Source organism: Micromonospora sp. WMMA1949 (genome assembly GCF_027460145.1).
In the GTDB taxonomy this organism is placed as follows: Bacteria; Actinomycetota; Actinomycetes; order Mycobacteriales; family Micromonosporaceae; genus Micromonospora.
This window is the reverse complement of sequence record NZ_JAPZBG010000001.1, coordinates 2,999,686-3,025,531: the sequence shown is the minus strand read 5'-3', so window position 1 is coordinate 3,025,531 and position 25,846 is coordinate 2,999,686. Positions and strand designations below refer to the sequence as shown.

General features: G+C 73.1%; 25 protein-coding genes. 8 read left to right on the top strand and 17 right to left on the bottom strand.

Features of this window, described 5'->3' with window-relative positions; genetic code table 11:
* Positions 1 to 19: 19 nt before the first annotated feature.
* Complete coding sequence (locus O7607_RS14290) at positions 20 to 1,372, bottom strand: BTAD domain-containing putative transcriptional regulator (protein ID WP_269703685.1); 1,353 nt, start codon at positions 1,370 to 1,372, stop codon at positions 20 to 22.
* Between the two features lie 174 nt (positions 1,373 to 1,546).
* Between O7607_RS14290 and O7607_RS14285 the strand changes: the two genes are divergently transcribed.
* Positions 1,547 to 2,077 carry a hypothetical protein gene (locus O7607_RS14285; RefSeq protein WP_269703683.1) on the top strand — a complete coding sequence of 177 codons (531 nt, stop codon included), beginning with the start codon at positions 1,547 to 1,549 and terminating at the stop codon, positions 2,075 to 2,077.
* A 37-nt stretch (positions 2,078 to 2,114) separates the two neighbouring features.
* On the opposite strand, the gene ispF is transcribed toward O7607_RS14285, so the two are convergent.
* Genes ispF through O7607_RS14270 form a run of 3 tightly spaced genes read right to left on the bottom strand, consistent with a single transcriptional unit; the run spans position 2,115 to position 3,882 of the window.
* A complete protein-coding gene (ispF, locus tag O7607_RS14280) occupies positions 2,115 to 2,597 on the bottom strand; it encodes a 2-C-methyl-D-erythritol 2,4-cyclodiphosphate synthase (RefSeq protein WP_269703681.1) in 483 nt (160 codons plus the stop codon).
* A gap of 50 nt (positions 2,598 to 2,647) precedes the next feature.
* Positions 2,648 to 3,343, bottom strand: a complete 696-nt coding sequence (ispD, locus tag O7607_RS14275; protein WP_269703679.1) for a 2-C-methyl-D-erythritol 4-phosphate cytidylyltransferase — start codon at positions 3,341 to 3,343, stop codon at positions 2,648 to 2,650.
* Positions 3,344 to 3,396: 53 nt separating this feature from the next.
* Positions 3,397 to 3,882 (bottom strand): CarD family transcriptional regulator, encoded by a 486-nt coding sequence (locus tag O7607_RS14270; RefSeq protein ID WP_013288937.1) that lies wholly within the window; start codon positions 3,880 to 3,882, stop codon positions 3,397 to 3,399.
* A 328-nt stretch (positions 3,883 to 4,210) separates the two neighbouring features.
* On the opposite strand from O7607_RS14270, the gene O7607_RS14265 reads away from it, so the two are divergent.
* Positions 4,211 to 4,903, top strand: coding sequence for a hypothetical protein (locus O7607_RS14265; protein ID WP_269703677.1), 693 nt, complete (start codon positions 4,211 to 4,213; stop codon positions 4,901 to 4,903).
* Between the two features lie 42 nt (positions 4,904 to 4,945).
* Here the strand turns inward: O7607_RS14265 and O7607_RS14260 are convergent, their stop codons facing one another.
* The 4 genes from O7607_RS14260 to O7607_RS14245 all read right to left on the bottom strand — a co-directional run bounded on the left by O7607_RS14260 (position 4,946) and on the right by O7607_RS14245 (position 8,766).
* Complete coding sequence (locus O7607_RS14260) at positions 4,946 to 5,551, bottom strand: hypothetical protein (RefSeq protein ID WP_269703676.1); 606 nt, start codon at positions 5,549 to 5,551, stop codon at positions 4,946 to 4,948.
* A gap of 39 nt (positions 5,552 to 5,590) precedes the next feature.
* On the bottom strand, positions 5,591 to 6,652 hold the full coding sequence (locus O7607_RS14255; protein ID WP_269703675.1) for a type III polyketide synthase: 1,062 nt from the start codon (positions 6,650 to 6,652) through the stop codon (positions 5,591 to 5,593).
* A 147-nt stretch (positions 6,653 to 6,799) separates the two neighbouring features.
* On the bottom strand, positions 6,800 to 7,966 hold the full coding sequence (locus tag O7607_RS14250; protein WP_269703674.1) for an acyl-CoA dehydrogenase family protein: 1,167 nt from the start codon (positions 7,964 to 7,966) through the stop codon (positions 6,800 to 6,802).
* Between the two features lie 41 nt (positions 7,967 to 8,007).
* Positions 8,008 to 8,766: a methyltransferase domain-containing protein gene (locus O7607_RS14245; protein ID WP_269703673.1), complete on the bottom strand. Its 759-nt coding sequence runs from the start codon at positions 8,764 to 8,766 to the stop codon at positions 8,008 to 8,010.
* 45 nt (positions 8,767 to 8,811) lie between these two features.
* Between O7607_RS14245 and O7607_RS14240 the strand changes: the two genes are divergently transcribed.
* From O7607_RS14240 to disA, 4 genes are all read left to right on the top strand, one after another.
* The gene (locus O7607_RS14240; RefSeq protein WP_269703672.1) at positions 8,812 to 9,642 is read left to right on the top strand and encodes a UbiA family prenyltransferase; all 831 of its coding nucleotides are present in this window, start codon (positions 8,812 to 8,814) and stop codon (positions 9,640 to 9,642) included.
* A 141-nt stretch (positions 9,643 to 9,783) separates the two neighbouring features.
* Positions 9,784 to 10,524, top strand: coding sequence for a hypothetical protein (locus tag O7607_RS14235; protein WP_269703671.1), 741 nt, complete (start codon positions 9,784 to 9,786; stop codon positions 10,522 to 10,524).
* A 104-nt stretch (positions 10,525 to 10,628) separates the two neighbouring features.
* On the top strand, positions 10,629 to 12,077 hold the full coding sequence (radA, locus tag O7607_RS14230) for a DNA repair protein RadA (protein WP_269703670.1): 1,449 nt from the start codon (positions 10,629 to 10,631) through the stop codon (positions 12,075 to 12,077).
* 129 nt (positions 12,078 to 12,206) lie between these two features.
* Complete coding sequence (disA, locus tag O7607_RS14225) at positions 12,207 to 13,397, top strand: DNA integrity scanning diadenylate cyclase DisA (protein WP_013288946.1); 1,191 nt, start codon at positions 12,207 to 12,209, stop codon at positions 13,395 to 13,397.
* Between the two features lie 8 nt (positions 13,398 to 13,405).
* Here the strand turns inward: disA and O7607_RS14220 are convergent, their stop codons facing one another.
* The 3 genes from O7607_RS14220 to O7607_RS14210 all read right to left on the bottom strand — a co-directional run bounded on the left by O7607_RS14220 (position 13,406) and on the right by O7607_RS14210 (position 15,357).
* Positions 13,406 to 14,179 (bottom strand): hypothetical protein, encoded by a 774-nt coding sequence (locus O7607_RS14220; protein WP_269703669.1) that lies wholly within the window; start codon positions 14,177 to 14,179, stop codon positions 13,406 to 13,408.
* Between the two features lie 105 nt (positions 14,180 to 14,284).
* Positions 14,285 to 14,848, bottom strand: a complete 564-nt coding sequence (locus O7607_RS14215; protein ID WP_269703668.1) for a peptide deformylase — start codon at positions 14,846 to 14,848, stop codon at positions 14,285 to 14,287.
* A complete protein-coding gene (locus O7607_RS14210) occupies positions 14,845 to 15,357 on the bottom strand; it encodes a glycine cleavage system protein R (RefSeq protein WP_013288949.1) in 513 nt (170 codons plus the stop codon). Before O7607_RS14210 ends, O7607_RS14215 begins: the two co-directional genes overlap by 4 nt.
* 96 nt (positions 15,358 to 15,453) lie before the next feature.
* On the opposite strand from O7607_RS14210, the gene O7607_RS14205 reads away from it, so the two are divergent.
* The gene (locus O7607_RS14205; protein WP_269703667.1) at positions 15,454 to 16,353 is read left to right on the top strand and encodes an A/G-specific adenine glycosylase; all 900 of its coding nucleotides are present in this window, start codon (positions 15,454 to 15,456) and stop codon (positions 16,351 to 16,353) included.
* A 202-nt stretch (positions 16,354 to 16,555) separates the two neighbouring features.
* Here O7607_RS14205 and O7607_RS14200 read toward each other — a convergent pair whose 3' ends face one another.
* From O7607_RS14200 to lysS, 3 genes are all read right to left on the bottom strand, one after another.
* Positions 16,556 to 19,093 (bottom strand): ATP-dependent Clp protease ATP-binding subunit, encoded by a 2,538-nt coding sequence (locus tag O7607_RS14200; RefSeq protein WP_124779086.1) that lies wholly within the window; start codon positions 19,091 to 19,093, stop codon positions 16,556 to 16,558.
* Between the two features lie 494 nt (positions 19,094 to 19,587).
* Complete coding sequence (locus O7607_RS14195; RefSeq protein ID WP_332367310.1) at positions 19,588 to 19,938, bottom strand: histone-like nucleoid-structuring protein Lsr2; 351 nt, start codon at positions 19,936 to 19,938, stop codon at positions 19,588 to 19,590.
* A gap of 120 nt (positions 19,939 to 20,058) precedes the next feature.
* Positions 20,059 to 21,567: a lysine--tRNA ligase gene (lysS, locus tag O7607_RS14190; RefSeq protein ID WP_269703665.1), complete on the bottom strand. Its 1,509-nt coding sequence runs from the start codon at positions 21,565 to 21,567 to the stop codon at positions 20,059 to 20,061.
* 93 nt (positions 21,568 to 21,660) lie between these two features.
* On the opposite strand from lysS, the gene O7607_RS14185 reads away from it, so the two are divergent.
* Entirely contained in the window at positions 21,661 to 22,407 is a 747-nt protein-coding gene (locus O7607_RS14185; protein WP_269703664.1) for a class I SAM-dependent methyltransferase, read from the top strand.
* Positions 22,408 to 22,459: 52 nt separating this feature from the next.
* On the opposite strand, the gene O7607_RS14180 is transcribed toward O7607_RS14185, so the two are convergent.
* From O7607_RS14180 to O7607_RS14170, 3 genes are read right to left on the bottom strand one after another with little or no spacing between them, the layout of a single operon-like run.
* On the bottom strand, positions 22,460 to 23,218 hold the full coding sequence (locus tag O7607_RS14180) for a type III pantothenate kinase (RefSeq protein WP_013288955.1): 759 nt from the start codon (positions 23,216 to 23,218) through the stop codon (positions 22,460 to 22,462).
* A gap of 9 nt (positions 23,219 to 23,227) precedes the next feature.
* Complete coding sequence (nadC, locus tag O7607_RS14175) at positions 23,228 to 24,124, bottom strand: carboxylating nicotinate-nucleotide diphosphorylase (protein ID WP_269703663.1); 897 nt, start codon at positions 24,122 to 24,124, stop codon at positions 23,228 to 23,230.
* Positions 24,121 to 25,812, bottom strand: a complete 1,692-nt coding sequence (locus O7607_RS14170) for an L-aspartate oxidase (RefSeq protein WP_269703662.1) — start codon at positions 25,810 to 25,812, stop codon at positions 24,121 to 24,123. The genes nadC and O7607_RS14170 overlap by 4 nt, the downstream gene beginning before the upstream one ends.
* Positions 25,813 to 25,846 lie beyond the last annotated feature (34 nt).

The following is a 25,846-nucleotide window of genomic DNA, read 5'->3' as shown; positions in this document are numbered from 1 at the left end:
GCGCCGAGGGTGCCCGGCGTCAGGCACTCCGGCAGGACGCGCCCGCCCGGCCGCCGCACGTCCCCAGACTGCACCACCGGCGCAGTCCGCTCTCGTCCAGGAACAGCCACCCGCACCGCCGGTCCGGGCAGACCCGCACCGTGAACCGGGCCGGATCGGCGAGCAGTTGTGCGCCGCTGAACGCGGCGGCGTGCACCGGCAGCCGCAGCCCGGCGGCAAGGTCCGGCCACCAGCGGCCGCGTCCGTCGGCCTCACGCCGGAAGACGAGCGTACGGGCGGCGGCCTCGGCGGCCCGCGCGACCGTCTCGAAGGCCGGGCCGTCGTCCGGGTCGACCAGGCTGGCGTAGAGCGCCGCGCGGAGCGTACGGGCCTCGTCGAGCACCTCCTCCGCCGCTCCCGGGTCACGGCGCGCGAGGTGCAGCAGGCGGTTCGTCGAGACCTCGTCCACCAGCCCGACATGGCCGGCCCAGACGGCAAGGGTGCGGTAGCCGCGCAGCCACTCGGCGCCGGGCATCGGAGGCTCGTGCCCCCACCCGGCGAGGGTGTTGCAGAAGTCCAGGGCCGGATGGCCGCCCACGCTCCACGGCAGGCTCTCGTCGCCGACCCGGATCTCGTGCATCGGCCGGGCGGCCCGGTCCAGCCGGTCGTCGCCCGCGAGCACCCGGCGCTGCACCTCCCGGAGGCGGGGTCCCGGCTCGACGCCGAAGTCGGCCGCGAGCAGGTCCCGGGTGGCGCGGTAGAGGCGCAGCGCGTCGGCCCGCCGGGCGCCCCGGTAGAGGGCGGTCATCAGGACCGCCACGAGATGCTCCCGCGTCGGGTGCTGGGCGGCCAGCGGCATCAGGTCCGCGATCGCCCGCGTGTGCCGGCCCAGCGCGAGCTGGGCCTCGGCCCGTAGTTCCACGGCGACGAGGCGAAGTTCCTCGACCGTGCCGTGCAGCCGGTCCCGCAGCTCGTCGTCCGCCGCGTCGGCGAGCAACGGCCCGCGCCAGAGGGCGAGCGCCCGGTCGAGCGACCGCACCCGCTCGGCGGGGTCGGTGGTCCGCCCGGCCGCCCGGACCAACTCGGCGAACTCGTCGACGTCGACCCGGTGCCCGTCCTCCTCCACCGCGTAGCCCTCGCCCCGGGTGCTGATCAGCACCCCGTACGGATGGAGCGAGCCCCGCAGCCGCCCGATGTACGTCTGCACCGCACTGCGCGCCGTGGCCGGCGGCCGGCCGTTCCAGAGCAGGTCGATGAGGCGGTCGGTCGGCACCACCCGGCCCACGTCGAGCAGCAGCACCCCGAGCAGGCAACGCTCCTGGCGGCGGCTGCCGACCTCGACCGGCCGGCCGTCGTGGCGGGCCTCGAACGGCCCGAGCAGGCGGAACTCCATACCGAACAGGACGACCCGGTACCGGCCCGGGGTTGTCGCCCGACGGTGATCGCGTGGTGAGGAACCCGGCCGGCCGGGTCCGTTCGCCCGACGCCTGCCGCGCGGCGCGGTGAGCCGGTGGTGAGCGGGCCCGGCGATGCTCGCCGCCCGGACCAGCGAGGGATGGAGTGGAACATGCGGTTCAGGATGAGTATCGCGGTGGCGAGCGTCGTGGTGGCGGTGGTCGCGGCCCTACCAGGCTCGGCGTCCGCTGCCCCGGAGCGGCATCCCGCCCCCGGGGCCTGGGAACCCGCACCCCAGGAGCCGTTCGAGATGCCGGCGGGCGCGCGGTGCGAGTTCGCGGTACGGGTCGAGCCGATCGTGGACGAGGTGCGGAAACTGACGATCGAGACCTATCCGGACGGCGCGCCGAAGCGGGAGTTGTTCACCGGCGCTCTGATCAACCGGGTGACGAACCTGGAGACCGGTGCCACCTCGACGGCGGACGCGAGCGGCACCTCGCTCGTCGTCTACCGCCCCGACGGCTCGATGACCTGGTACGTGACCGGGCCGGTGCTGCTCGGCTTCCGGGAGAACGCCGGCACGCTGCCGAAGGGGCTGTGGATCGTCGACGGTCAGTTCCGGGTGGAGTTCTCCCCCACCTACGACAAGACCATCACGATGCTCCACGGCACGACTCACAACGTCTGCACCGACGTCGACTGATCGGGTGACGCGGTGGCCGGCGTCCCCGGTCACCGCGTCAGTCGGCCGGAGCCTCGTAGACCAGGGCAACCGCGATCCCGGCCAGCCCCTCTCCGCGCCCGGTGAAGCCCAGGCCGTCGGTGGTGGCCGCGGAGACGGTCACCGGCGCGCCCACCGCCTCGGAGAGCACCCGCTGCGCCTCCTCCCGGCGCGGCCCGATCTTCGGGCGGTTGCCGACGACCTGCACGGACACGTTGCCGATCCGGAAGCCCGCCGCCCGTACCCGGCGCGCGCTCTCGGTCAGCAGCGCCACCCCGGGCGCGCCGGCCCACTCCGGCTGGTCCACGCCGAAGTTCGCGCCCAGGTCACCGAGACCGGCGGCGGAGAGCAGGGCGTTGCAGGCGGCGTGCGCCGCCACGTCGGCGTCCGAGTGACCGGCCAGGCCGTCCTGGTCCGGCCAGTGCAGGCCCGCGACCCAGCAGGGCCGCCCGGCCGCGAACGCGTGCACGTCGGTGCCGACAGCCACCCGAGGAACGATCATGACCAGAGGGTACGCGCCGCGGATCCCGGGAGCCGGGTGGACGACGGCCGTCAGGCGCCTGTGGTCAGGAGGTGTTCGGCGAGGGCCATGTCGAACGGGCGGGTGATCTTCAGGGCCAGCTCGGAGCCGGGCACGCACATGACCGCGCCGCCCTGCTTCTCGATCAGCCCGGCGTCGTCGGTGAGCGCGTCGCCCGCCGACCGGTGGGCCGTGAGCAGCACCGAGCGGCGGAAGCCCTGCGGCGTCTGGACCGCCCGCAGCGCCGACCTGTCGACGGTGCCGAGCACACGCTCGGCCGCGTCGACCTCCTTGATCGTGTCGACCACCGGCAGCACCGGGATCACCGCGTCGTGCCCGTCGCGGACCGCCGCCGCCACCGACTCGACCAGGTGGGGCGGGGTGAGCGCACGGGCCGCGTCGTGCACCAGGACGATCTCCGGACCGGCGGGAACGGCAGCGAGGGCCGCTGCCACCGACTCCTGGCGTTCGGCGCCACCGGGAACCACCGTCACCGGGGCGACGGGGGCGAGCATCGCGCGTACCGCCTCGACCTCGGTCGCCGGTGCGGCCACCACGATCGTGTGCACCGAGGGCGCGGCGGCGAGCCGGCGGACCGCGTGCACCAGCAGCGGCTCGCCGGCGAGCAACCGGAGTGCCTTGGGGGCGCCGGGTCCGAGGCGTACTCCGGCACCTGCCGCAGGAACGAGGACCGCGACGTCACCGCGCGGATTGAGCTGCGCGGTCACGTCGCGGTCCTCGGATTCGTTCGCTGCGGGGTGGGTAGAGGCAGAGGCGTGGATCAGGCCTCGGTCAGCACCTTGTCGAGCAGCGTCTCGGCCTCGTCCTTCGTGCTCTTCTCCGCCAGCGCGACCTCGCCGACGAGGATGTCACGGGCCTTGGCGAGCATCCGCTTCTCGCCCGCCGACAGGCCCCGCTCCCGCTCCCGGCGCCACAGGTCGCGGACGACCTCGGCCACCTTCAGCGGGTTACCGGAGGCCAGCTTCTCCAGATTCGCCTTGTAACGCCGCGACCAGTTGGTCGGCTCCTCGGTGTGCGGTGCACGGAGCACGTCGAAGACCTTGCCCAGGCCCTCTTCGCCAACCACTTCGCGCACACCCACGATCTCGGCGTTCTCGGCGGGCACCCGGACCGTCAGGTCACCCTGTGCGACCCTCAGGACGAGGTATTCCCTGGGCTCGCCCTTGATGACCCGAGTCTCGATTGCCTCGATGAGTGCGGCCCCGTGGTGGGGGTAAACAACGGTCTCGCCGACACTGAAAACCATAGGTTCGAAACCCCTTTCGCTGTGTCTAGGGTAACACGCTCAGGCACCGATGTCTCACCGCTGTCCTGATCGTTGGCGCAGCTCAGGGGCCCTGTGAGAGGTATTTCTTCAGCTTGACAGGCGGTCAAACCGATGCTTTCGACACGCTCCGTGAGGAACACGTGACAACCCGGTAAGGGGTGACGGGAGCGTCCAGATCTAGGGCGATGCGCTCCTTCCATGGTAGCTCCGCAAGACCGTCCGCGCCCAGGTGTGGCGTTACGGCGGCCGGTGCGGGACGCTGGTGAGGGACGTGACGTCCGCTCACCGAGACGTTCCTGGGGGTCCGATGGGCGTGCCTGACGCTGACGGCCAGGGGCCGCCGGACGGGCTGCCCGGCCTGCCCCCGGAGTGGGGCCGGGTGGTCGTCCCGGACGACGCCTCGGCGCTCGCCGACGAGGCCCGGCAGGTCCGCCGGGAGCTGCGCCGCACGCGGCAGGGCTCCGGCCGGCCTGGCGTTCCGGCCCGCCTCGGGCTGCCGGTGCTGATCCTGCTCGTGTCGGTACTGGTCACGCTCGCCGGGCTGGCCGCAGTCACCTGGCCGCGCACCACCCGCTCCGGCGCGCCGACTGTGCTGCCCCGCTCCACCGCCGCACCGCAACCGGTCGGCCCGCTGCCCGCGCTGGACCTGGTCGGCGCCGACGACACACCGGTACCCCTGCGCAGCCTGCTGCCCGCCATGATCATCCTGGTGGACGCCTGCGCCTGCGCCGAGCAGGTCGGCATCGCCGCGCGCGCCGCGCCGCCCGGCGTCACGGTGGTCACCGTGACCGAGGGCCGCAGCGCCGGGCCCGCGAGCGTCCCCGGGGTACGCCCGCTCGGCGACCCAGCCGGCGGGCTGCGCTCCTACCTGCACCTGTCCGCCCACCCCGGCACCGCCGCCGCAGTGCTCGTGGACCGGCAGGGCTCGCTGGTCCGGGTGGTGCCGGAGCTGGGCCCGCTGTCGAACTACGGCGCCGACCTGGCCCGGCTGGGCGGCTGAGCCGCCGGGCCGAGGACGCGAGCGGGGCGCCCACAGCGGTGGTCAGTAGAGCGCTTCGAGCCGGGCGTTCAGCTCGGCCCGGCCGCGTACACCGCTGAACCGCACCAGCACCGGCGCGCCGGTGCCGCCCAGCAAGGGCAGCTCCAGTCGCCCGCCGCACCGGAGCAGCCGCCGCGCGTCGCCGGTCCCGGCGCCGGACAGCTGCACGGCGATCGACCCGTCCCCGGAGCAGCTCACTGACAGCCGGTATTCGTCACCCCGCGAGGGGTTCACCTGCCGGATGACGGCCGGCCCGTCCGGCGTCAGGTCCGACGTCTCCCGCCACACCACGTGCGACACCTGGAGCACACGCGAGGTGCCGTCCGGCTCCACCCGCACCATCACCGACCGGTCCGGGTCGGTGGCCGGTGCGCGGCGCGCCCGGAGCGTGGGGTCGCCCCCCGGGCGGGACAGCCAGGCGTCCCCGGTCGACGGGTCGACCCGCCAGGTGCGGGCGATCGGTTCGGCGCTCGCGGGCGGCGGCGCCGACACTGCGGTGACCGCACCCGGCTCCGGTGCCGCCCACCGCCACCAGGCCGCGCCGGCCGTCAACGCCAGAACGGTCAGGACGGTCAGCGGTACCCGCCCGTCCCGCTCGTCGGAGGCCATGACGGCAGCGTATCCGCGCGGCACGGGCGGGGCGAGCCGTCAGCCCACCCGTTCCAGCAACGTCGCGTAGAGCGTCAGGCCCGGCCCGAACGCGAGCATCACCACCCAGCGCGGCGGCGACGGCTCCGTACGCCACAACCGGTCCAGGATCAGCAGCACCGTGGGCGACGAGCAGTTGCCGTGGTCGGCGAGCGTCCCCCGGGACGCGGCGAGCCCGTCCGGCGGCAGGGCCAGCTCACGCTCCACCACGTTGAGGATGCGCGGCCCGCCCGGGTGCACCGCCCAGCCGTCCACGTCGGAACGCGCGCACCCGTGCCGCGCCAGCAGCTCGTCGACCAGGGTCTGCACGTGCCGGGAGAGCACCTGCGGCACCTTCGGCGACAGTCCCATCCGGAAACCGGTGTCGGTGACGTCCCAGGTCATGTGGTCGGCGGTGGAGGTGTCGGTGACCGAGGTGACCTCGCGCAGCGCGTACCCCCGGCCGCCGGGGACGACCACGGCGGCGACCGCGGCGTCCGAGAACAGCGCGTGGGAGACGATCTGCTGGGTGTCCACCCGGGCACCCGGCGGCTGGATGTGCAGGCTTGTCAGTTCCGCGCAGAGCAGCAGCGCGGGCCGCCCGCGGGCGGTGACGAAGTCGCTCGCCGCACCCAGCCCGGGCAGGGCCGCGTAGCAGCCCATGTGCCCCACGAACATGCGCTGGGTGCTCGGGGACATGCCCAGGTCCCGGGCCAGCATGATGTCCAGCCCCGGGGTCGCGTACCCGGTGCACGAGCAGACGATGAACAGGCCGATGTCGGCGGCGTCCAGGCCGGCGGCGGTGAGTGCCCGGCTGACCGCCTCCTTGCCCAGCGGCAGCGCCTCGACCTGGTAGCGGCGCATCCGGCGCTCGGTCGGCCACTCCGAGACGTCCTCCAGCAGCGGATTGACCGCCGCCTGCCGCCGGGTCACGCCCGAGTTGGCGAAGATCCGCTCGGCGAGCGCCCTGGTGTTCCCCTGGAAGTGCCCCGCGAAGAAGCCCGTCCACAGTTCGTCCTGCATCGCGGCCGGCGGTTGCGCCGTACCCAGACCCGCGATCACCGGTGTGCCCACGTCCCCCACCCCTCGCCCTTCACTCGCACCTCGCGCTCACCGTGCCGCCTTCCGTTAGCGACTGCGGGGCTCGCAAAACCGGCTCACTCCTCGCGCTCACAGTGCCGCTCTTCGTTCGCGACTGTGGGGCTCGCAAAACCGGCTCACTCCTCGCGCTCACCAACGAGGGAGCGCGCTGTCCCGGTCCGGGTCGCCGCCGAGTGCGGCGATGCCGAGCCAGTCGGCGCACACGTCGGACGTGGCCGGATGCAGCGAGCCGCAGCGGGCGTCCCGGTAGAGCCGCTCCAGCGGATGCCCCCGCCGGGTCGCCGACGTGCCCGCCGCCTCCAACATGGAGGCCGCCACCTCGGCGGCGGTGGTGCCGGCGAGCAGCTTGGCCCGCCACACCCAGCGGTTCGTCTCGGCGTCGCCGGGCGCCTCGTCGACCCGGCGGGCCGCCTCGGCGACCACCAGTTCGGCGGCGGCGGTGGCCGCGTCGGCCCGGCCCAGGCGGGCCCGTACCGCGGGCAGGCCGGCGAGGTTGCGGGCGTTCAGGTGCTCGGCTGCGGCGTCGATGGCGGCCCGGGCCACGCCGACGTAGACCGCCGCGTAGCTCGCCACAAGCCAGTGCGGCATGAGCTGGGCGACCACCAGGGCCAGCCCTTCGACGCCGCCGAGCAGCCGGTCGGCCGGCACCGTCACGTCCAGGTGCACGTCGTGCGAGGACGTGGCTCGCATGCCGAGCGAGTCCCAGGTGGGCTCGACGGTGATCCCGTCCCCGGCCGGGACCAGGAACTGCGACACCACCGACTGGTCGGCGGCGCTGCGGGCGGCCACCAGGTAACCGTCGGGGTGGCCGGCGCCGGAGCAGAACGTCTTGCTGCCCTTGATGTGCCAGCCGCCCTCGACCGGCTCGTAGACGGTGCTGAGCTGGGACAACCGGGCGCCGGCGCCGCGTTCGCTCATCGCGACCGCGTACCAGGCGCCGTCGGCGGCCGCGCGCAGCAGCCGGTCCCGCGCCGCCAGCGCCTCCTCCGGTACGCCGAGCGCCTCGGCCAGTTCCTCGGTGACCGCGCCCAGGGCGCCGGTGACCGAGGCGTGCATGTTGAACACCAGCGCGGTGGCGCCGTTGCCCCGGGCCAGTTCGGTGGCGACCGCGGCGTACTCGGCGAAACTCGCACCCGTACCGCCCAGCTCGGGGGGCACCATCAGGCCGAACAGCCCGGCCGCCCGCAGGTCCGCGAAGTCATCCACCGGGAACGAACCGTCGCGGTCGTGCTCGGCCGCGCGAGCGGCCAGTCGCGGCGCCAACCGGCGGGCCGCCTCCAGCGCGTGCACAGTCATGTCGCCCCCTTCTCGGCGTCCTTTACCCCGGGCCGCCCCAGCTACCCGCCCCGGCGCCCCCAGCCCTGGTACAGCACCGCCGTCGACCGGGTCGGCACGATGCGTGGTTCGGTCCTGCCCGGACGGTCGGCGCCACCGCGCACGCGGCGCAGCAGCCAGGCCAGCGTGCCGCCCAGCTCCGGCCGGACCCCGCGCACCGTCAGCGACACGCCGTGCCGGGCACACTCGGCGACCAGGGCGCGGGCGTCGACGAACAGCCGCGGGTCGTGGATGCCGCGCGGCACCGTGGGCAGCCGCTCGCCCACCTCCACCGCCACCAGCCGGGCCAGCAGCGTGTCGTTGAGCGTGTCCAGCACCAGCAGGCCGCCCGGACGCAGCAGCCGGCACGCCTCGGCGACCGCCCGCCGCCAGTCCGGCACGTGCTCCAGCAGCTCACCGGCGGAGACGACCGCCGCGCAGCCGTCGGCCAGCGGCACCGCCGTGGCGTCGGCCTGGACCACTGTCACACCGTGCGCGGCGGCCTGGTCGAGCGCGGAGCGGGTCAGGTCCACCCCGACGTGGCGGTAGCCCTTGCCGGCCAGGTGCGGCGCCAGCAGCCCGGCCCCGCAGCCCAGATCGACCAGCAGGTCGTCGGGCGTGGACGCCGCCGGCACGAGCGCCGCCCGGGCCCTCGCCAGCCAGTGCAGCATCGCGAACGCGCCGTCCGGCCGCCACCACTCGCCGGCCAGGTCGTCGTACTGCCGCGGGTCGTTCGGCGGCAGCACCCGGTACGGAGTGGACACCGGCGACGCGTCGGGCATGCGTCGAGCGTGGCACGACTGCCCGGTAACGACCAGACTTCCCTTATGTCGACACGGGTGTTAGGGCTGGTCAGGGCGAGCCATCCGGAACCCGCGGCGGCGGTCACAGTGGTCGCCGCGCTGCTCGCCGCCGGTGCCGGGCACTCCGCGACCGGTGTCGTGGCGGTGGCGCTGACGGTGCTGGCCAGCCAGCTCGCGGTCGGGTGGAGCAACGACCTGATCGACGCCGACCGGGACGCGGCGGTGGGGCGTACCGACAAACCGGTGACCACCGGCGAGGTCGCCCGGCCGACGCTGGCCCGCGCCACCGTGGTCGCCGCCGTCGCCGTGCCCGTGCTGGCGCTGGCCGGCGGTCCGGCCGCGGCGGCCTGCGCGACGCTGGGCCTGGTCTCCGCGCTGCTCTACAACCGGCCGCTGAAGTCGACGCCGGTGTCGGTGCTGCCCTACGCGGTCTCGTTCGGCGCGCTGCCCGCGTTCGTGGTGCTCGCCCTGCCCGGCTCACCGGTGCCCCCGGCCTGGCTGGTGGCCGCCGCCGCGCTGCTCGGCGCCGGGGCGCACTTCGCCAACGTGCTGCCCGACCTGGCCGACGACGCCCGGACCGGGGTACGCGGCCTGCCGCACCGCCTCGGGCCGGCGGGCAGCCGGCTGGCCGCCGCCGGGCTGCTGCTCGCGGCCACCGTCGCGCTGGTCCTCGGCCCGCCCGGGCCGCCGTCGTGGACCGGCCTGTCGGCCGTCGCGGCCGCCGTCGCCGTGCCGGCCGTCGGCTGGTACGCGGGACGCGCGACCGCCGGACGCTCGGCGACCGCCTTCCGGGCGGTGCTGGTGGTGGCGCTGATCGATGTGGTGCTGCTGGTGACGAGCGGCCGGGTGGTCTGAGCAGTCCCTCCCGAGGTGGTATTGCCGGGTCCGCGTGCGGGCCTCGATCAGCTCCAACTACCCTGGAGCGCGGTCTGCGCGGGTATGGCCACCCCGTGCCCGGGGGTCGACCGGGCGGGGATCGTGACGAGGAGGACCGACGTGACGCGCTCGATCAGGGGTTCCCGGGGGCCGGCCCTGCTGCTGGCCGGCACGGCGGCGGCGAGCCTGCTGCTGTCCGGGTGCGGCGCCGGGCAGATTTCCGAGACCGCCAACAAGATCCCGTCGGTACAGGGCGTCAACGTCCAGACCTCCGACAACCTCTACAAGGTGCGCGGGCTCTACGTGCAGTTCCCGGGCCCGAAGGGCTACGAGGCCGGGTCGAACGCGCCGGTCAACGTGGTGATCTACAACGACAGCGAGAAGCCGGTGACCGTGACGGTCACCACCGACAGCGCCCGGGAGATCGTGCTCACCGGTTCCGGCGCGGGCGAGAGCGGCGCGGCCACCCCGACCGGTTCGCCCACCGAGCCGGCCACCGCCTCGCCGACCGCCACCGACCCGAGCGCGTCGCCGAGCCAGTCGCTGGAGACGTCCGAGTCGCCGTCGGCCAGCCCGTCGCCGAGCGAGTCCGCGCCCGCCGGCCAGCCGGCCCGGATCGAGATCCCGGCGCTCAGCTACGCGCAGCTCAACGCCGGTAACCCGCGGTTCCTGCAGCTCATCGGCCTGAACCAGAAGCTGCTCGTGGGCCAGCAGGTCAACCTGACCTTCGACTTCGGCAACGGCAAGGTCGTCACGACCCCGGCGCCGATCGGCATCCCGCTGACCCCGGAGGCCACGCCGTCGAAGATCGTGGAGCCGCGGCACGTCGGTGAGGACAGCGGCGTCGAGGGCGGCCACTGACCTCTCCCCTTCTTCCGTCGGCACCGCCGTCGTGGCCAGCGCCACGCCGGCGGTGTCGCCGTTCCGGGTGGGCTTTCGTCGTACGGGCCGGTTAGCGTCCGGTGGTGACCACGCCCCGATCGACTCCCTCCCGTGCCGGCGCCGGCCGCGGTCGCGCCGCCACCCGCGAACCCCGCCCGGCCTACGAGTGCGACGCCTGTGGCCACCAGCCCCCGAAGTGGGTGGGCCGGTGTCCCGAGTGCGGCGAGTGGGGCTCGGTGGTCGAGTGCACGGTCACCGGCCCGATGGTCTCCGGCCGGGTGGTCAGCTCGCGGATGCCGGCCGAGCCGGCCCGGCCGATCGCCACGATCAGCGCCGCGCCCGCCCGTGCGCGTCCTACCGGCGTCAGCGAACTCGACCGGGTGCTCGGCGGCGGGCTGGTCCCCGGCGCTGTGGTGCTGCTCGCCGGTGAGCCCGGCGTGGGCAAGTCGACGCTGCTGCTCGACGTGGCCCAGCAGTGGGCGGCCGGTGCCGGCTGCCCGTCGCTGGTGGTCAGCGGCGAGGAGTCGGTCAGCCAGGTGCGGCTGCGCGCCGAGCGGATGGGCACCCTGCACGACCAGCTCTACCTGGCCGCCGAGAGCGACCTGTCGGCGGTGCTCGGCCACCTCGACGCGGTCAAGCCGGGGCTGCTGGTGCTCGACTCGGTGCAGACCATCTCGACCACCGGCACCGAGGGCGTGCCGGGCGGCGTCACCCAGGTCCGCGCGGTCACCGCCGCCCTGGTCGCCGTCGCCAAGGAACGCGGCATCGCCACCGTGCTGGTCGGGCACGTCACCAAGGACGGCCAGGTGGCCGGTCCCCGGGTGCTGGAGCACCTGGTCGACGTGGTGCTGCACTTCGAGGGCGACAAGCACTCCTCGCTGCGCATGGTGCGCGGCGTGAAGAACCGCTTCGGCGCGGCCGACGAGGTGGGCTGCTTCGAGATGCACGAGGGCGGCATCAGCAGCCTGGCCGACCCGTCCGGCCTGTTCCTGACCCGCTACTCCGAACCGGTGCCGGGCACCTGCGTGACGGTGGCGATGGAGGGGCGCCGGGCGCTGGTCACCGAGGTGCAGGCGCTGATCGGGGCCACGGTGGCCGGTTCACCGCGGCGTACCGTCTCCGGCCTCGACAGCGCCCGGCTCGCGATGGTCCTCGCCGTCCTCCAGCGCCGCACCGAGCGGCTCACGCTGCACGACCGGGAGGTCTTCGCCGCCACTGTCGGCGGCATCCGGGTGGTGGAGCCAGCGGCCGACCTGGCGGTGGCGCTCGCGGTCGCCTCCGGCGGGCTCAACCTGGCACTCAACCCGCATCTGGTGGCCATCGGCGAGGTGGGGCTCACCGGCGAGGTCCGCCGGGTCGGTGCGGTGCCCCGGCGGCTGGCCGAGGCCGCCCGGCTCGGTTTCCGGCTGGCCCTCGTGCCGCCCGGCTGCGGGCCGGAGAGCAGCGGCGCCGGGCCGGAGAACATGCGCGTGATCGAGGTCACTGACGTGCGTGCCGCCCTCCAGGCGGCCGCCCGCGCGTCGGCGGAGTGACACGGTGGGAGGCTCCGGGCGTTTCGGGGCAGGCCACGCAGGGCGCAATCGGCCTCCCGAGCCGGGCATCGTGACACATCACAGTAACCACGAGAGCACCCACCGCATGGCAGTCCGTAGACTGTGCCCGTGCCGATCGACCGCGATGCCACCAAGCCCGCAACGGCGACGCCGCACGCCCGTACCGGCGCCGTGAGCGGCAACCCCGCTCGTGCCATCAGCGTGAGCGTCAACGGAAGCGTCGGCGGCGGGGCCGGTGCCGATCCGTTGCGCGCCAACCTCGCCCTGATGGCTCCCGGCACCGCCCTGCGCGACGGCCTGGAGCGGATCTTGCGCGGCCGCACCGGTGCGCTGATCGTGTTGGGCTACGACAAGGTGGTCGAGCAGATCTGCACGGGCGGCTTCCCGATGGACGTGGAGTTCTCCGCCACCCGGGTCCGCGAGCTGTGCAAGATGGACGGCGCGGTGGTGCTCTCCAGTGACGGCACCCGCATCGTGCAGGCCGGCGCACACCTGATGCCCGACCCGTCCATCCCGACGGAGGAGTCCGGCACCCGGCACCGCACCGCCGAGCGGGTGGCCCGGCAGACCGGCTACCCGGTCATCTCGGTCAGCCAGTCGATGCGGATCATCAGCCTCTACGTCAACGGCCAGCGGCACGTGCTGGACGACTCGGCGGCCATCCTGTCCCGCGCCAACCAGGCGCTCGCCACGCTGGAGCGCTACAAGCTGCGGCTGGACGAGGTCTCGGGCACGCTCTCCGCGCTGGAGATCGAGGATCTGGTCACCGTCCGCGACGCGGTCGCTGTGGTGCAGCGGCTGGAGATGGTCCGGCGGATCGCCGACGAGATCGCCGGCTACGTGGTGGAGCTGGGCACCGACGGCCGTCTGCTGGCACTTCAGCTCGACGAGCTGATGGCCGGCGTGGACGCCGACCGCACCCTGGTCATCCGCGACTACCTGCCGACCGGCCGCAAGTCGCGCACGCTCGACGAGGCGCTCGTGGAGCTCGACCTGCTCAGCGCCACCGAGCTCATCGACCTCGTGGCGGTGGCGAAGGCGATCGGCTACCCGTCCGCCTCCGACGCGCTCGACGCGGCGGTCAGCCCGCGCGGGTTCCGCCTGCTGGCCAAGGTGCCCCGGCTGCCGGTCGCCGTGGTCGACCGGCTGGTGGTGCACTTCGGCAGCCTCCAGCGGCTGCTCGGCGCGACTGTGGAAGACCTCCAGGCGGTCGAGGGTGTGGGCGACGCCCGTGCCCGTGGCGTCCGCGAGGGCCTGTCCCGGCTCGCCGAGGCGAGCATCCTCGAACGGTACGTCTGAGCGACGGCTCAGCCGGTGATGGTCAGCTTCACCGGCTCACTGATCTTGGTGCCGACCCGGGCGAACACCTGGTACGCGCCGATCGCCGCAAAGTCGCCGTTCGCCAGCCCGCTCGCGCACTTGTTGTCCAGCTTGCCGTTCCAGCCCAGCTCGTAGGAGCGCTCGAAGTTCGGCGTGAACGACTGCACGTCCGAGCCCTTGCCGGTGCCGCAGGTGTCCGACGACCAGATCTTCTCCGCGCCCGACTTGACGTACAGCTCCTGCAGGTCGGCGCCGACGTCACGGCTGCACGTACGGTTCGACACGTTCTTGACCTTGAGGCGCAGCGTGACCACTGTGCCCCGCTGGGCGGTGGGCGGCACCGCGACCGGCGTCACCAGCAGCTCGGAGTCGGTGCAGGTGCCGTCGTCGGAGACCGGCTGACCGGTGGCGCCGCCGTTGCCGGTGCCGCCCCCGTTGTTCGCGCCCCCGCCGGTGTTCCCGCCGTCGCCGGTGGCGTCGCCGCCGGTGTTTCCGCCGCCGTTGTTCGCGCCACCGCCGCCGGCCTCACCCGGTGTCGGTGACGGGCTGCCCGACTGCGGGGTCAGCACCGAGCCGGACGGGTCCGGCTGAGCGCCGGCGGAGCCGCTCGGGGACGGGTCCGTGCCCGGAGCGCCGGTGTTGCGGTCCGTACCGGTGCAGGAATACAGCAGGACAATCAGGAAGAGCAGCCCTGCTCCGAGCACGACGGCACGACGCCGCCAGTACACGGCAGGGGGCAGGGGGCCGACCGTCAGACGCATGATGCGCCTACCGTAGCCGCGCGGCGCACGGCTCGCCGGTCCGACGCGCCGGGAACCCGCCGCCGTACGGCCGCATACGTCCACACTGGATTCCGGCCGCCACCGTCAGAGGTAGACCTTGCGCTGGTAGATCGCGTGCGCACCGGCCACCCGGTCGAGGAAGAGCAGCCCGGCGCAGTGGTCGATCTCGTGCTGGAGAGCCCGCGCCTCGAAGCCGTCGGTCACCAGCCGGACCGGCTCGCCGCTGCCGGGAAGCGCGCCTTCGACCACCAGGCGGCTGGCCCGCTTCACGTCGCCGGTCAGGTCCGGCACCGACATGCAGCCCTCCCGCCCGGCCTTCCACCGGGACGCCTCCACCACGCGAGCGTTGCAGAGCACGAACGTGCCGTGCACGGTGACCGCCTTCGGATGGCCCGTCACGTCCACCGCGAACACCTGCGCGCTCACCCCGACCTGCGGCGCCGCCAGGCCCACGCAACCGGGCGAGACGCGCATCGTGGCCACCAGATCGGCGGCGAGCCGCACCACCTCCGCCGACGTGGGGTCGACCTCCGGACCAGGCTGGCTCAGCACCGGCTCCGGGGCGGTGACCACCGGGCGTACCGCACCGGGGACACCGAGCTTCTCCGGGGTCCAGCCGCCCAGGCCCGCGTACTCCGGCCCGGTCACAGCAGATCCGTGTCCGCCGGGCGGAGGCTGACCCCCACACCCAGCTCCGCGGCGACGCGGGTGAGCCGGCCGGCCACCTCGTCCGACACGCCCGGCGGCAACTCGACCTCGGCGACCACCACGTAGAGCGAACCGGTGAGCCGGGTGCTCAGGTCGGTCACGTTCCCGCCCGCGTCGGTCAGCACCCGGGTCATGGCCGCGACGATGCCCATCCGGTCGGCGCCGTGCACCGCCAGCACGTACGGCTCCCCTGTCGGCTCGCTGCCGCCGTCGGGCGTGACCGCGCGTACGGTGGCCAGCAGGTGCCCGTCGGCGGCCAGCGGGGCCAGCGCGGCCTCCACGTCGGCGGCGGCCGGGCCCACACAGATCAGGGTCATCGCGAAGTGTCCACGAAGCCGGGTCATCGTGGAGTCGGTGAGGTTCGCGCCGAGCCGGGCGAGAACCTCCGCGACGTCGGCCACGATGCCCGGCCGGTCCCGGCCGATGACGGTGATCGCGAGCTCGTTCATTCGGACATTCTGCCCCGTCGCCCATGATCGATCGCGCCCGGCCACCCGGCCCGCCCATCCTGCGGGAAAGACGGCCGTGACATGATCGGCGACGCCATGTCCGAGCCCACATTCGCCACCCAGGTCAGCCGGTGGTACGAGCGCAACGCCCGCGACCTGCCCTGGCGCAAGCCCGGCATCGGCGCCTGGGCGATCCTGGTCAGCGAGGTCATGCTCCAGCAGACCCCCGTGGTCCGGGTGGTGCCCGCGTGGGAGGCGTGGCTGGCCCGCTGGCCCGAGCCGCGCGCGCTCGCCGAGGACACCCCGGCCGAGGCGATCCGGATGTGGGGACGGCTCGGCTACCCCCGCCGGGCGGTACGCCTGCGCGAGTGCGCGACGGCGATCGTGGAGCGCCACGGCGGCGTGGTGCCCGACCGGCTCGACCAGTTGCTGGCGCTACCCGGTGTCGGCACGTACACGGCCCGCGCGGTCGCCGCGTTCGCGTACGGGCAGCGACACCCCGTGGTCGACACGAACGTCCGGCGCGTGGTGTGCCGGGCGATCGCCGGTGAACCCGACGCCGGCCCCACCACCCGCCCCGCCGACCTGGTCGCCACCGAGGAACTGCTGCCGATCGAGCCGGCCGCCGCCGCGCTTGCCAGCGCCGCGTTCATGGAACTCGGCGCCGTCGTCTGCACCGCCCGCGCGCCGCGCTGCGCGATCTGCCCGGTCGAGTCGAGCTGCGCCTGGCGGGCTTCCGGGCAGGCCGCCCCGGTGGGGCCGACCCGACGGCCGCAGCGCTACGCCGGCACCGACCGGCAGGTACGCGGACTGCTGCTCGCGGTGCTGCGGGAGTCGACCGGCCCGGTGCCGCACCAGCGGCTGGACCAGGTGTGGCACGACGACGTGCAGCGGGCCCGTGCGCTGGCCGGCCTGGTCACCGACGGCCTGGTGGAACCGGTGGGCGAGGAGTCCTTCCGCCTGGCCGGCGACGGCCCCGCCGTCCCCCTCCCCTGACGGCGCCCCGCCTCCCGCCTCCGCCCCACCCCCGCCCGCCCCGCCCCGCCCCGCTGATCATGAAGTTAGCGGCGACAAATGGGGCGCCAAGTGCGGTCAACTTCATGATCAACGGGGGCAAGGGCCGGGGCGGCGGGCACGGAAAGGCGACGACCCCGGCGGCTTTCGCCTACCGGGGCCGTCGCCCTCGAACTGTGCGGAGTTACGCGGCGTCGTCCGCGCCGGTGGCGGCGGTGCCGCCGAGGTCCGCCGGGACCGCGTCCGGCACGGCGTCCGGCCGGTCCGCGCCCCGGAAGACGAGCTTGGACTTGTCGATGTCCTCCGGGTCGCCCTCGCAGTCCACGACCACGATCTGCCCCGGGGTCAGCTCGTTGAACAGGATCCGCTCGGACAGGTTGTCCTCGATGTCGCGCTGGATCGTGCGACGCAGCGGCCGCGCGCCCAGCACCGGGTCGAAGCCCTTCTTCGCGAGGTACTTCTTCGCGTTGTCGGTCAGCTCCAGACCCATGTCCTTGTTCCGCAGCTGGGTCTCGATCCGGGCGATCATGATGTCGACGATCGACAGGATCTCGTTCTGACGCAGCTGGTGGAAGACGATGGTGTCGTCGATCCGGTTCAGGAACTCGGGCCGGAAGTGCTGCTTGAGCTCGTCGTTGACCTTCTGCTTCATCCGGTCGTAGTTCGACTCGGAGTCCTCAGAGGCCTGGAAGCCCAGCGACACCGCCTTGGCGACGTCACGCGTACCGAGGTTGGTGGTCAGGATGATGACCGTGTTCTTGAAGTCCACGATCCGGCCCTGGCCGTCGGTGAGGCGCCCGTCCTCCAGGATCTGGAGGAGCGTGTTGAACACGTCCGGGTGGGCCTTCTCGATCTCGTCGAAGAGGACCACCGAGAACGGCCGGCGACGCACCTTCTCGGTCAGCTGCCCGCCCTCGTCGTAGCCGACGTAGCCGGGAGGGGCACCGACGAGCCGGGACACCGTGTACCGGTCGTGGAACTCCGACATGTCGAGCTGGATGAGGGCGTCCTCGCTGCCGAACAGGAACTCGGCGAGCGCCTTGGACAGCTCGGTCTTACCGACGCCGGACGGGCCGGCGAAGATGAACGAGCCGGACGGGCGCTTCGGGTCCTTCAGGCCGGCCCGGGTACGCCGGATCGCCTTCGAGACCGCCTTGACCGCGTCCTCCTGGCCGATGACGCGCTTGTGCAGCTCGTCCTCCATGCGCAGCAGGCGCGAGGTCTCCTCCTCGGTCAGCTTGTAGACCGGGATGCCGGTCCAGTTGCCGAGCACCTCGGCGATCTGCTCGTCGTCGACCTCGCTGACGACGTCCAGGTCACCGGCCTTCCACTCCTTCTCCCGCTGCGCCTTCTGGCCCAGCAGCTGCTTCTCGGTGTCGCGCAGCTGGGCGGCCCGCTCGAAGTCCTGCGCGTCGATCGCGGACTCCTTGTCGCGGCGCACCTGGGCGATGCGCTCGTCGAAGTCGCGCAGGTCCGGCGGCGCGGTCATCCGGCGGATCCGCATCCGGGCGCCGGCCTCGTCGATCAGGTCGATCGCCTTGTCCGGCAGGAACCGGTCGGAGATGTACCGGTCGGCCAGCGTCGCGGCGGCGACCAGTGCGGCGTCGGTGATGGAGACGCGGTGGTGCGCCTCGTAGCGGTCCCGCAGGCCCTTGAGGATCTCGATGGTGTGGGCCAGCGACGGCTCACCCACCTGGATCGGCTGGAAACGACGCTCCAGAGCGGCGTCCTTCTCCAGGTGCTTGCGGTACTCGTCGAGCGTGGTGGCGCCGATGGTCTGGAGCTCGCCGCGGGCCAGCATCGGCTTGAGGATGCTGGCGGCGTCGATCGCGCCCTCGGCCGCGCCCGCACCGACGAGCGTGTGGATCTCGTCGATGAACAGGATGATGTCGCCGCGGGTGCGGATCTCCTTGAGCACCTTCTTCAGGCGCTCCTCGAAGTCACCGCGGTAGCGGGAACCGGCGACCAGGGCACCGAGGTCGAGCGTGTAGAGCTGCTTGTCCTTCAGCGTCTCGGGCACCTCGCCCTTGATGATCTTCTGGGACAGGCCCTCCACCACGGCGGTCTTGCCGACGCCGGGCTCGCCGATCAGCACCGGGTTGTTCTTGGTGCGGCGGGACAGCACCTGCATGACCCGCTCGATCTCCTTCTCGCGCCCGATGACCGGGTCGAGCTTGCCCTCGCGGGCGGCCTGGGTCAGGTTGCGGCCGAACTGGTCCAGCACGAGGCTGGTCGACGGCGCGGCCTCACCCGGCGCGGCACCGGCGGCGGCCGGCTCCTTGCCCTGGTAGCCGGAGAGCAGCTGGATGACCTGCTGGCGGACCCGGTTCAGGTCGGCGCCCAGCTTCACCAGGACCTGGGCGGCGACGCCCTCGCCCTCGCGGATCAGGCCGAGCAGGATGTGCTCGGTGCCGATGTAGTTGTGGCCGAGCTGCAGCGCCTCGCGCAGCGACAGCTCCAGCACCTTCTTGGCCCGCGGCGTGAACGGGATGTGCCCGCTCGGCGCCTGCTGGCCCTGGCCGATGATCTCCTCGACCTGCTGACGCACGCCCTCCAGGGAGATGCCGAGGCTCTCCAGGGCCTTTGCCGCGACACCCTCACCCTCGTGGATCAGGCCCAGCAGGATGTGTTCCGTACCGATGTAGTTGTGGTTGAGCATCCGGGCCTCTTCTTGGGCCAGGACGACAACCCGTCGCGCTCGGTCGGTGAACCGCTCGAACATGCCCTCGTGCTCCTCACGTGCCGTGCGCCTTGATGGTCAGATCTCGGCGGGGCCGGTGCGCGGACGTCCGGGACGGGCGTCCGTGCCTCCTTACTCTATCGCCGCGGACCGTCTCTGCTGAGGTCGTGTGCCCCCGCGAATGACCGTTCCGACGTCGTTTCTGACAACCGTCCACGCTCAGGAGGTGTTCCGGGGCCCCTGCCTGTACGCGCAGAGCGAAATTCGACCGGCACCCGAACGGCCGGTCGAGTGGACCGGAGGCGGCACCGAGGCGTCCGCCGGGTCGTCCACAGCCTGTGGATGAAATCTCCACCGCCTGTGGACAACCGCCGTGGGCGGGGATTTCTTCCCGACTGCCGCGGCCCTCGCGCCGAGTGGGCCGGACCGGACATCCGGCACGACCGAGCACGCTCAGGACGGCGGAGCGGATACGGCGACGCCGGCCCGGAATGGCACTCCGGTCCGGCGTCGCGTCGCCCGTGTCGAGGGTCGGGTCAGTGCCCCGCCTTCGCGTGGTACTCGTCCACGATCTCCTGCGGGATGCGGCCCCGGTCGGAGATGTCCTTGCCGGCCTTCTTGGCCCACTCGCGGATGGCCCGGTTCTGCTCGCGGTCGGCGGTCGCGCCGCCCCGGCCCCGAGCGGCCCGGCCACCCACGACCACGCCGCCGCGACCGACCTTCGTTCCGCTCGCGATGTACGGCGCGAATACGTCGCGCAATTTCCCGGCGTTGGATGCGGAGAGGTCGATCTCGTACTGCACCCCGTCGAGCGCGAACTTGACGGTCTCGTCAGCGTCCCCGCCGTCCAGGTCATCGACCAGCTTGTGAATGATCTGCTTGGCCACGTCCCACATTCCTTTCGAGCAGGGTTGTACACCTGCAATACACCGAGCACAATAACCCGTCCGGCGCTTGTTCCGTCAATAGGACCGGGTAACGAGCCGGAGAAGGCTTGCGGGGAGCGCCTACTCGGGCCGGACCAACGGGAACAGGATGGTTTCCCGAATTCCGAGCCCCGTCAGTGCCATCAGCAGCCGGTCGATTCCCATTCCCATGCCACCGGACGGCGGCATTCCATACTCCATCGCTCGGAGAAAATCCTCGTCCAGTCGCATCGCCTCGTCGTCGCCACGTGCCGCGAGCTGCGCCTGGGCCACCAGCCGCTCGCGCTGGACGACCGGGTCGACCAGTTCCGAGTACGCGGTGCCCAGCTCGAATCCGAGCACGTAGAGATCCCACTTCTCGGCCAGGCCCGGCTCACTGCGGTGGGCCCGGGTGAGAGGGCTGGTCTCCTCCGGGTAGTCCATGACGAACGTGGGCGCCTGAAGCGACGGCACGACCAGTTCCTCGAACAGCTCCTCGGCCAGCTTGCCCGGTCCCCACTTCGGGTCGACGGAGAGGCCGACCTTGTCCGCGTACTCGACCAGGCGTGCCCTTTCGGTGCGGACGGTGACCTCCTCACCGAGCGCTTCGGAAAGAACACCGAACAGCGACACCGACCGCCACTCGCCGCCCAGATCGAACTCACGCCCGTCCGCGTGGGTCACCACCGTCGAGCCGGCGACCGCCACTGCGGCCTGCTGTACGAGATTTCGGGTCAGCTCCGCCATCGTGTGGTAGTCGCCGTACGCCTGGTACGCCTCCAGCATCGCGAACTCGGGCGAGTGCGAAGAGTCGATCCCCTCATTACGGAAGTTGCGGTTGATCTCGAAGACCCGGTCCACGCCACCGACCACCGCGCGCTTGAGAAACAGTTCCGGCGCGATTCGCAGATACAGATCCGTGTCGAGCGCATTGCTGTGGGTCACGAATGGGCGCGCCGCCGCGCCACCGTGCAGCAGTTGCAGCATCGGCGTCTCGACCTCGAGGAAGTCCTGCCCGTGCAGGGTGTCGCGCAGACTGCGGACGGCGGTGGCCCGGGTGCGTACCATCTGCCGGGCCTGCGGCCGGACCACCAGGTCCACGTAGCGCTGCCGGACCCGGGACTCCTCGCTGAGCGGCTTGTGCGCCACCGGCAGCGGGCGCAGCGCCTTCGCGGTGACCGCCCACTCCTCGGCGAGAACGGACAGCTCGCCGCGCCGGCTGGTGATCACCTCGCCGGTCACGCCGACGTGGTCACCGAGGTCGACCAGGCGCTTCCAGTCCGCCAGCCGCTCGGCGCCGACCCGGTCCAGCGAGAGCATCGCCTGGACCTCGGTGCCGTCACCGTCTCGCAGCGTCGCGAAGCAGAGCTTGCCGGTGTTGCGAATGAAGATCACCCGGCCGGTGACCGAGACCCGGTCGCCGGTGGCGGTGTCGGTGGGCAGGTCGGCGTAGCGCTCCCGCAGCCGCGCGAGCGTGGTGGTCCGCGGGAAACCCACCGGGTAAGGCTCGACGCCCTCGGCGAGCATCCGGTCCCGCTTCTCCCGGCGGACCTTCATCTGCTCGGGAAGGTCGTCGGCGGGGTCTGTTGGCAGGGCGTTCTGCTCGGTCACGGCACGCTTCCTCAGGCCTTGGGAACATCGGCGGGGTCAGCACATGAGCGTACTCAAGCGCCGTGGCGGCCGTTACGGGATAACCTGCCCGCCATGACCGACCCCACTGCGGCCCTGTCGTTCGGCGCCGCCGCGGCCGATTACGACCGGTTCCGTCCCCGCTATCCGGAGGCCGCGCTGCGCTGGGCGCTGGACGGGCTGCACGACGCCCGGGTGGTCGATCTCGGCGCCGGCACCGGCATCCTCACCCGCGGGCTCCTGGCGCTGACCGGGCCGGTGGCTCAGGTCGTACCCGTGGAACCCGACCCGGGGATGCGCGCGCAACTGGCCGACGCGACGCCGGGCACGACGGCGCTCGCCGGCAGCGCCGAGGCGGTGCCGCTGCCGGACGGGTCGGCGGACGCGGTGCTGGTCGGGCAGGCCTACCACTGGTTCGACAGGGAGCGGGCGCACGCCGAGGTGGCCCGCGTGCTGCGCCCGGGCGGCACGTTCGCGCCGGTCTGGAACATCCGGGACGAGCGGGTCGGCTGGGTGGCGGAGCTGACCCGGATCGCCCACCTCGGCGACAACGCGGGCGACGTGACGCAGCGGTACGCGGACTTCGGCGCCGCCTTCACCGAAATCGAGGTGGGCGAGTTCGCGCACGCCACCACGCTGACGCCGGACGGGGTGGTGAGCATGCTGCACACCCGCTCGTTCTGGCTGACCGCCGACGCGGACGAGCGGCGACGGGTCGACGCGGAGCTGGCCGAACTGTTCGCGACCCATCCCGACCTGGCCGGCCGGGAGACGGTCGAGCTGCCGTATCGAACGATGGTGCTCCGGGCCCGGCGGCGTTGAGAAGGGGCCCCTCCTCTACCGGAGGCGTTAACAGGGGGCCCTTCCTTGCACCTCAGACGTTGCGGTCGTAGACCATCCGCAGGCCGATCAGCGTGATCATCGGCTCGTGGTGGGTGATGGTGTGGCACTCGCCGAGCACCAGCGAGGCCAGGCCGCCGGTGGCGATGACCGCCTTCACGCCGCCCAACTCCTCGGACATCCGCTCGACGATCCGGTCCACCTGCCCGGCGAAGCCGAAGTAGAGCCCGGCCTGGAGGCACTCGACGGTGTTCTTGCCGATCACCGAGCGCGGCCGGGTCGCCTCCACCTTGCGCAGCTGGGCGGCCCGGGCCGCCAGCGCGTCGAAGGAGATCTCGATGCCCGGCGCGAACGCACCGCCGAGGAACTCCCCCCGGCTGCTGACCAGGTCGAAGTTGGTGGTCGTACCGAAGTCCACGACGATCGACGGCCCGCCGTAGAGGGTGTACGCGGCCAGCGTGTTCACCACCCGGTCCGCGCCCACCTCCTTCGGGTTGTCGATGGCGAGTTGCACGCCGGTCCGCACACCCGGCTCGACGATCACGCTGGGCAGGTCGGCGTAGTACCTGTCGAGCATGGTGCGCAGCGAGCGCAGCGCGGCCGGCACTGTCGAGCAGGCGGCCACGCCGGTGATCTCCACGGCGTCCCCGGCGAGCAGTCCCCGGAACATCAGACCCAGCTCGTCCGCTGTGGAACGGGCGTCGGTCTTGATCCGCCACGAATGCACCAGCTTGTCGCCGTCGAAGGTCGCCAGCACGGTGTTCGTGTTTCCGATGTCGATGCAGAGCAGCACAGCGGCAGCCTAGACGTCGCGCAGGTCGAGGGCGATGTCCAGGATCGGCGAGGAGTGGGTGAGCGCGCCGACGGAGAGGAAGTCGACGCCCGTCGCGCCGTACTCGGCCGCCATCGGCAGCGTCAGCCCGCCGGTGGCCTCCAGCTCCGCCCGGTCGCCCACCGACGCCACCACCTCGCGCAGCTGCGCCGGGGTCATGTTGTCCAGCAGCAGGAACCGGGCCCCCGCCTCGACCGCCTCCACCGCCTCGGCCGGCGTGTCCACCTCGACCTGCACCGCGACGTCGGGGAACGCCTCCCGGACCCGCCGGAACGCGGCACCGATCCCGCCCGCCGCGACCTTGTGGTTGTCCTTGATCATGGCGACGTCGTACAGGCCCATCCGCTTGTTGGTGCCGCCACCGGCCCGGACCGCGTACTTCTCCAGCGCCCGCAGGCCCGGCGTGGTCTTGCGGGTGTCCAGCACCATCGCCTTCGTGCCGGCCAGCGCGTCGGCCCAGGCCCGGGTGTGCGTCGCCACCCCGGACATGCGGGACAGCAGGTTCAGCGCCGTCCGCTCGGCGGTCAGCAGCAGCCGGGTCGGCCCGGACACGGTGGCCAGCACGTCGCCGCGCGCCACCCGCTGCCCGTCGCCTGCAACCAGCGACACCTCGACCGTACGGCCCGCGCCGGTGACCTCGCCGACCAGCTCGAACACGGCGGCGGCGACGGGCAGCCCGGCCACCACGCCGTCGGCGCGCGCGACCAGATCGGCCGTGTCCCGCTGCTCGTCCGGGATGGTGGCGACGCTCGTGACGTCGAGGAAGTCGGGCCCGAGATCCTCGTGCAGCGTGTCGACGATGACGTGCCGGACCCGCTCCGGGTCCAGGCCGCCGTCCCGCAACGCCCGCTCCGTCGACTCCCTCATTGGTTGATCTCCTCCCAGCGCTCCGCCACGATGCCGTCCGTGCCCACCTCGGCCACCAGGTGACCCAGCCACCGCTCGTCGGCGGTCGGGAAGTCCTCCCGCCAGTGGCAGCCCCGCGTCTCCTGGCGCGCGTACGCGGCGGCGACCAGTGTCGACGCCACCGTCAGCAGGTTCGTCGCCTCCCAGTCGGCGGTACGCGGCACACCCCGCCCCGCGCCCAGCCCGGTGAGCGCGGCGGCGGTGGCCTCCAGCGTCCGCGCCGACCGGAGCACGCCCGCGCCGCGCGTCATCGCCCGTTGCAGCTCCGCCGTACCGGTCGCCGGCACCAGCGCGCCCGGCCCGCCCACCCAGGCGCCGGTCTCCGCCGGCCGGGCCTGCTCGGGCAGTCCGGCGGCGATGTCCTCGGCGATCCGGCGGGAGAAGACCAGCCCTTCCAGCAGCGAGTTGCTGGCCAGCCGGTTCGCGCCGTGCACGCCGGTGCAGGCGACCTCGCCGCACGCGTACAGGCCGGGGATGGAGGTGCGGCCGCGCAGGTCGGTCCGGACGCCGCCGGAGGCGTAGTGCGCGGCCGGCGCGACCGGGATCAGATCGGTCGCCGGGTCCACGCCGATGGCCAGGCAGGACGCCACGATGGTGGGGAACCGCCGGGCCAGGAAGTCGCCGCCCAGGTGCCGGGCGTCCAGGAACACGTGGTCCGCGCCGCTGGCGAGCAGCACCCGGTGGATGCCCTTGGCGACCACGTCCCGGGGCGCCAGCTCGGCCAGTTCGTGCTGACCGACCATGAACCGCTTACCGTCGCCGTCGACCAGGTGCGCGCCCTCGCCACGCAGCGCCTCGGAGACCAGCGGCTGCTGGGCCAGCCCCGCGCCCGGCCCGCCGGGCGGCACGATCAGCGCGGTCGGGTGGAACTGTACGAACTCCACGTCGGTGACCGCCGCGCCCGCGCGCAACGCCAGCGCCACCCCGTCGCCGGTGGAGACCGCCGGGTTGGTGGTGGCGGCGAAGATCTGCCCCATCCCGCCGGTGGCCAGCACCACCGCGCGGCCGAGGATCGCGCCGACGCCGTCCTCGCTGCCCTCGCCGAGCACGTGCAGCGTGATGCCGCAGGCCGGGCCGAGCCCGCCCGGCCCGTCGCCGGGGGCACGCAGCAGGTCCAGCACCAGGGCGTGCTCGACCAGCCGGATCCACGGGTCGCGGCGGACCGCGTCGTGCAGCGCCCGCTGCACCTCCGCGCCGGTGGCGTCGCCGCCCGCGTGCACGATCCGGTCGGCGCGGTGGCCGCCCTCGCGGGTCAGCATCAGCGAGCCGTCCGGGTTGCGGTCGAACTCCGCCCCGATCCGCATCAGCTCGCGCAGCCGGGTCGGTCCCTCGGCCACGAGCGCGCGGACCGCCGCCGGGTCGCACAGGCCGACGCCGGCGACCTCCGTGTCGTACGCGTGCGCGTCCGGCGTGTCCGCCGGGTCCAGTACGGCGGCGATACCGCCCTGCGCCCAGCGGGTGGAGCCCTCGTCCATGTCGACCTTGGTGACCACCGTGACGTGCAGGCCGGCCTCGCGCAGGTGCAGCGCGGCGGTCAGCCCGGCCACGCCGGAGCCGACCACGATCACGTCTGTCGTCTCCACCCAGCCGGGGGCGGGCGCGGCGAGCAGACGGGGCAGCGCCGGCAGGTCGACGGTCGGTACGTCCATGAGCACAGTCAACCCGAAGCGAACTCGGCTCGGG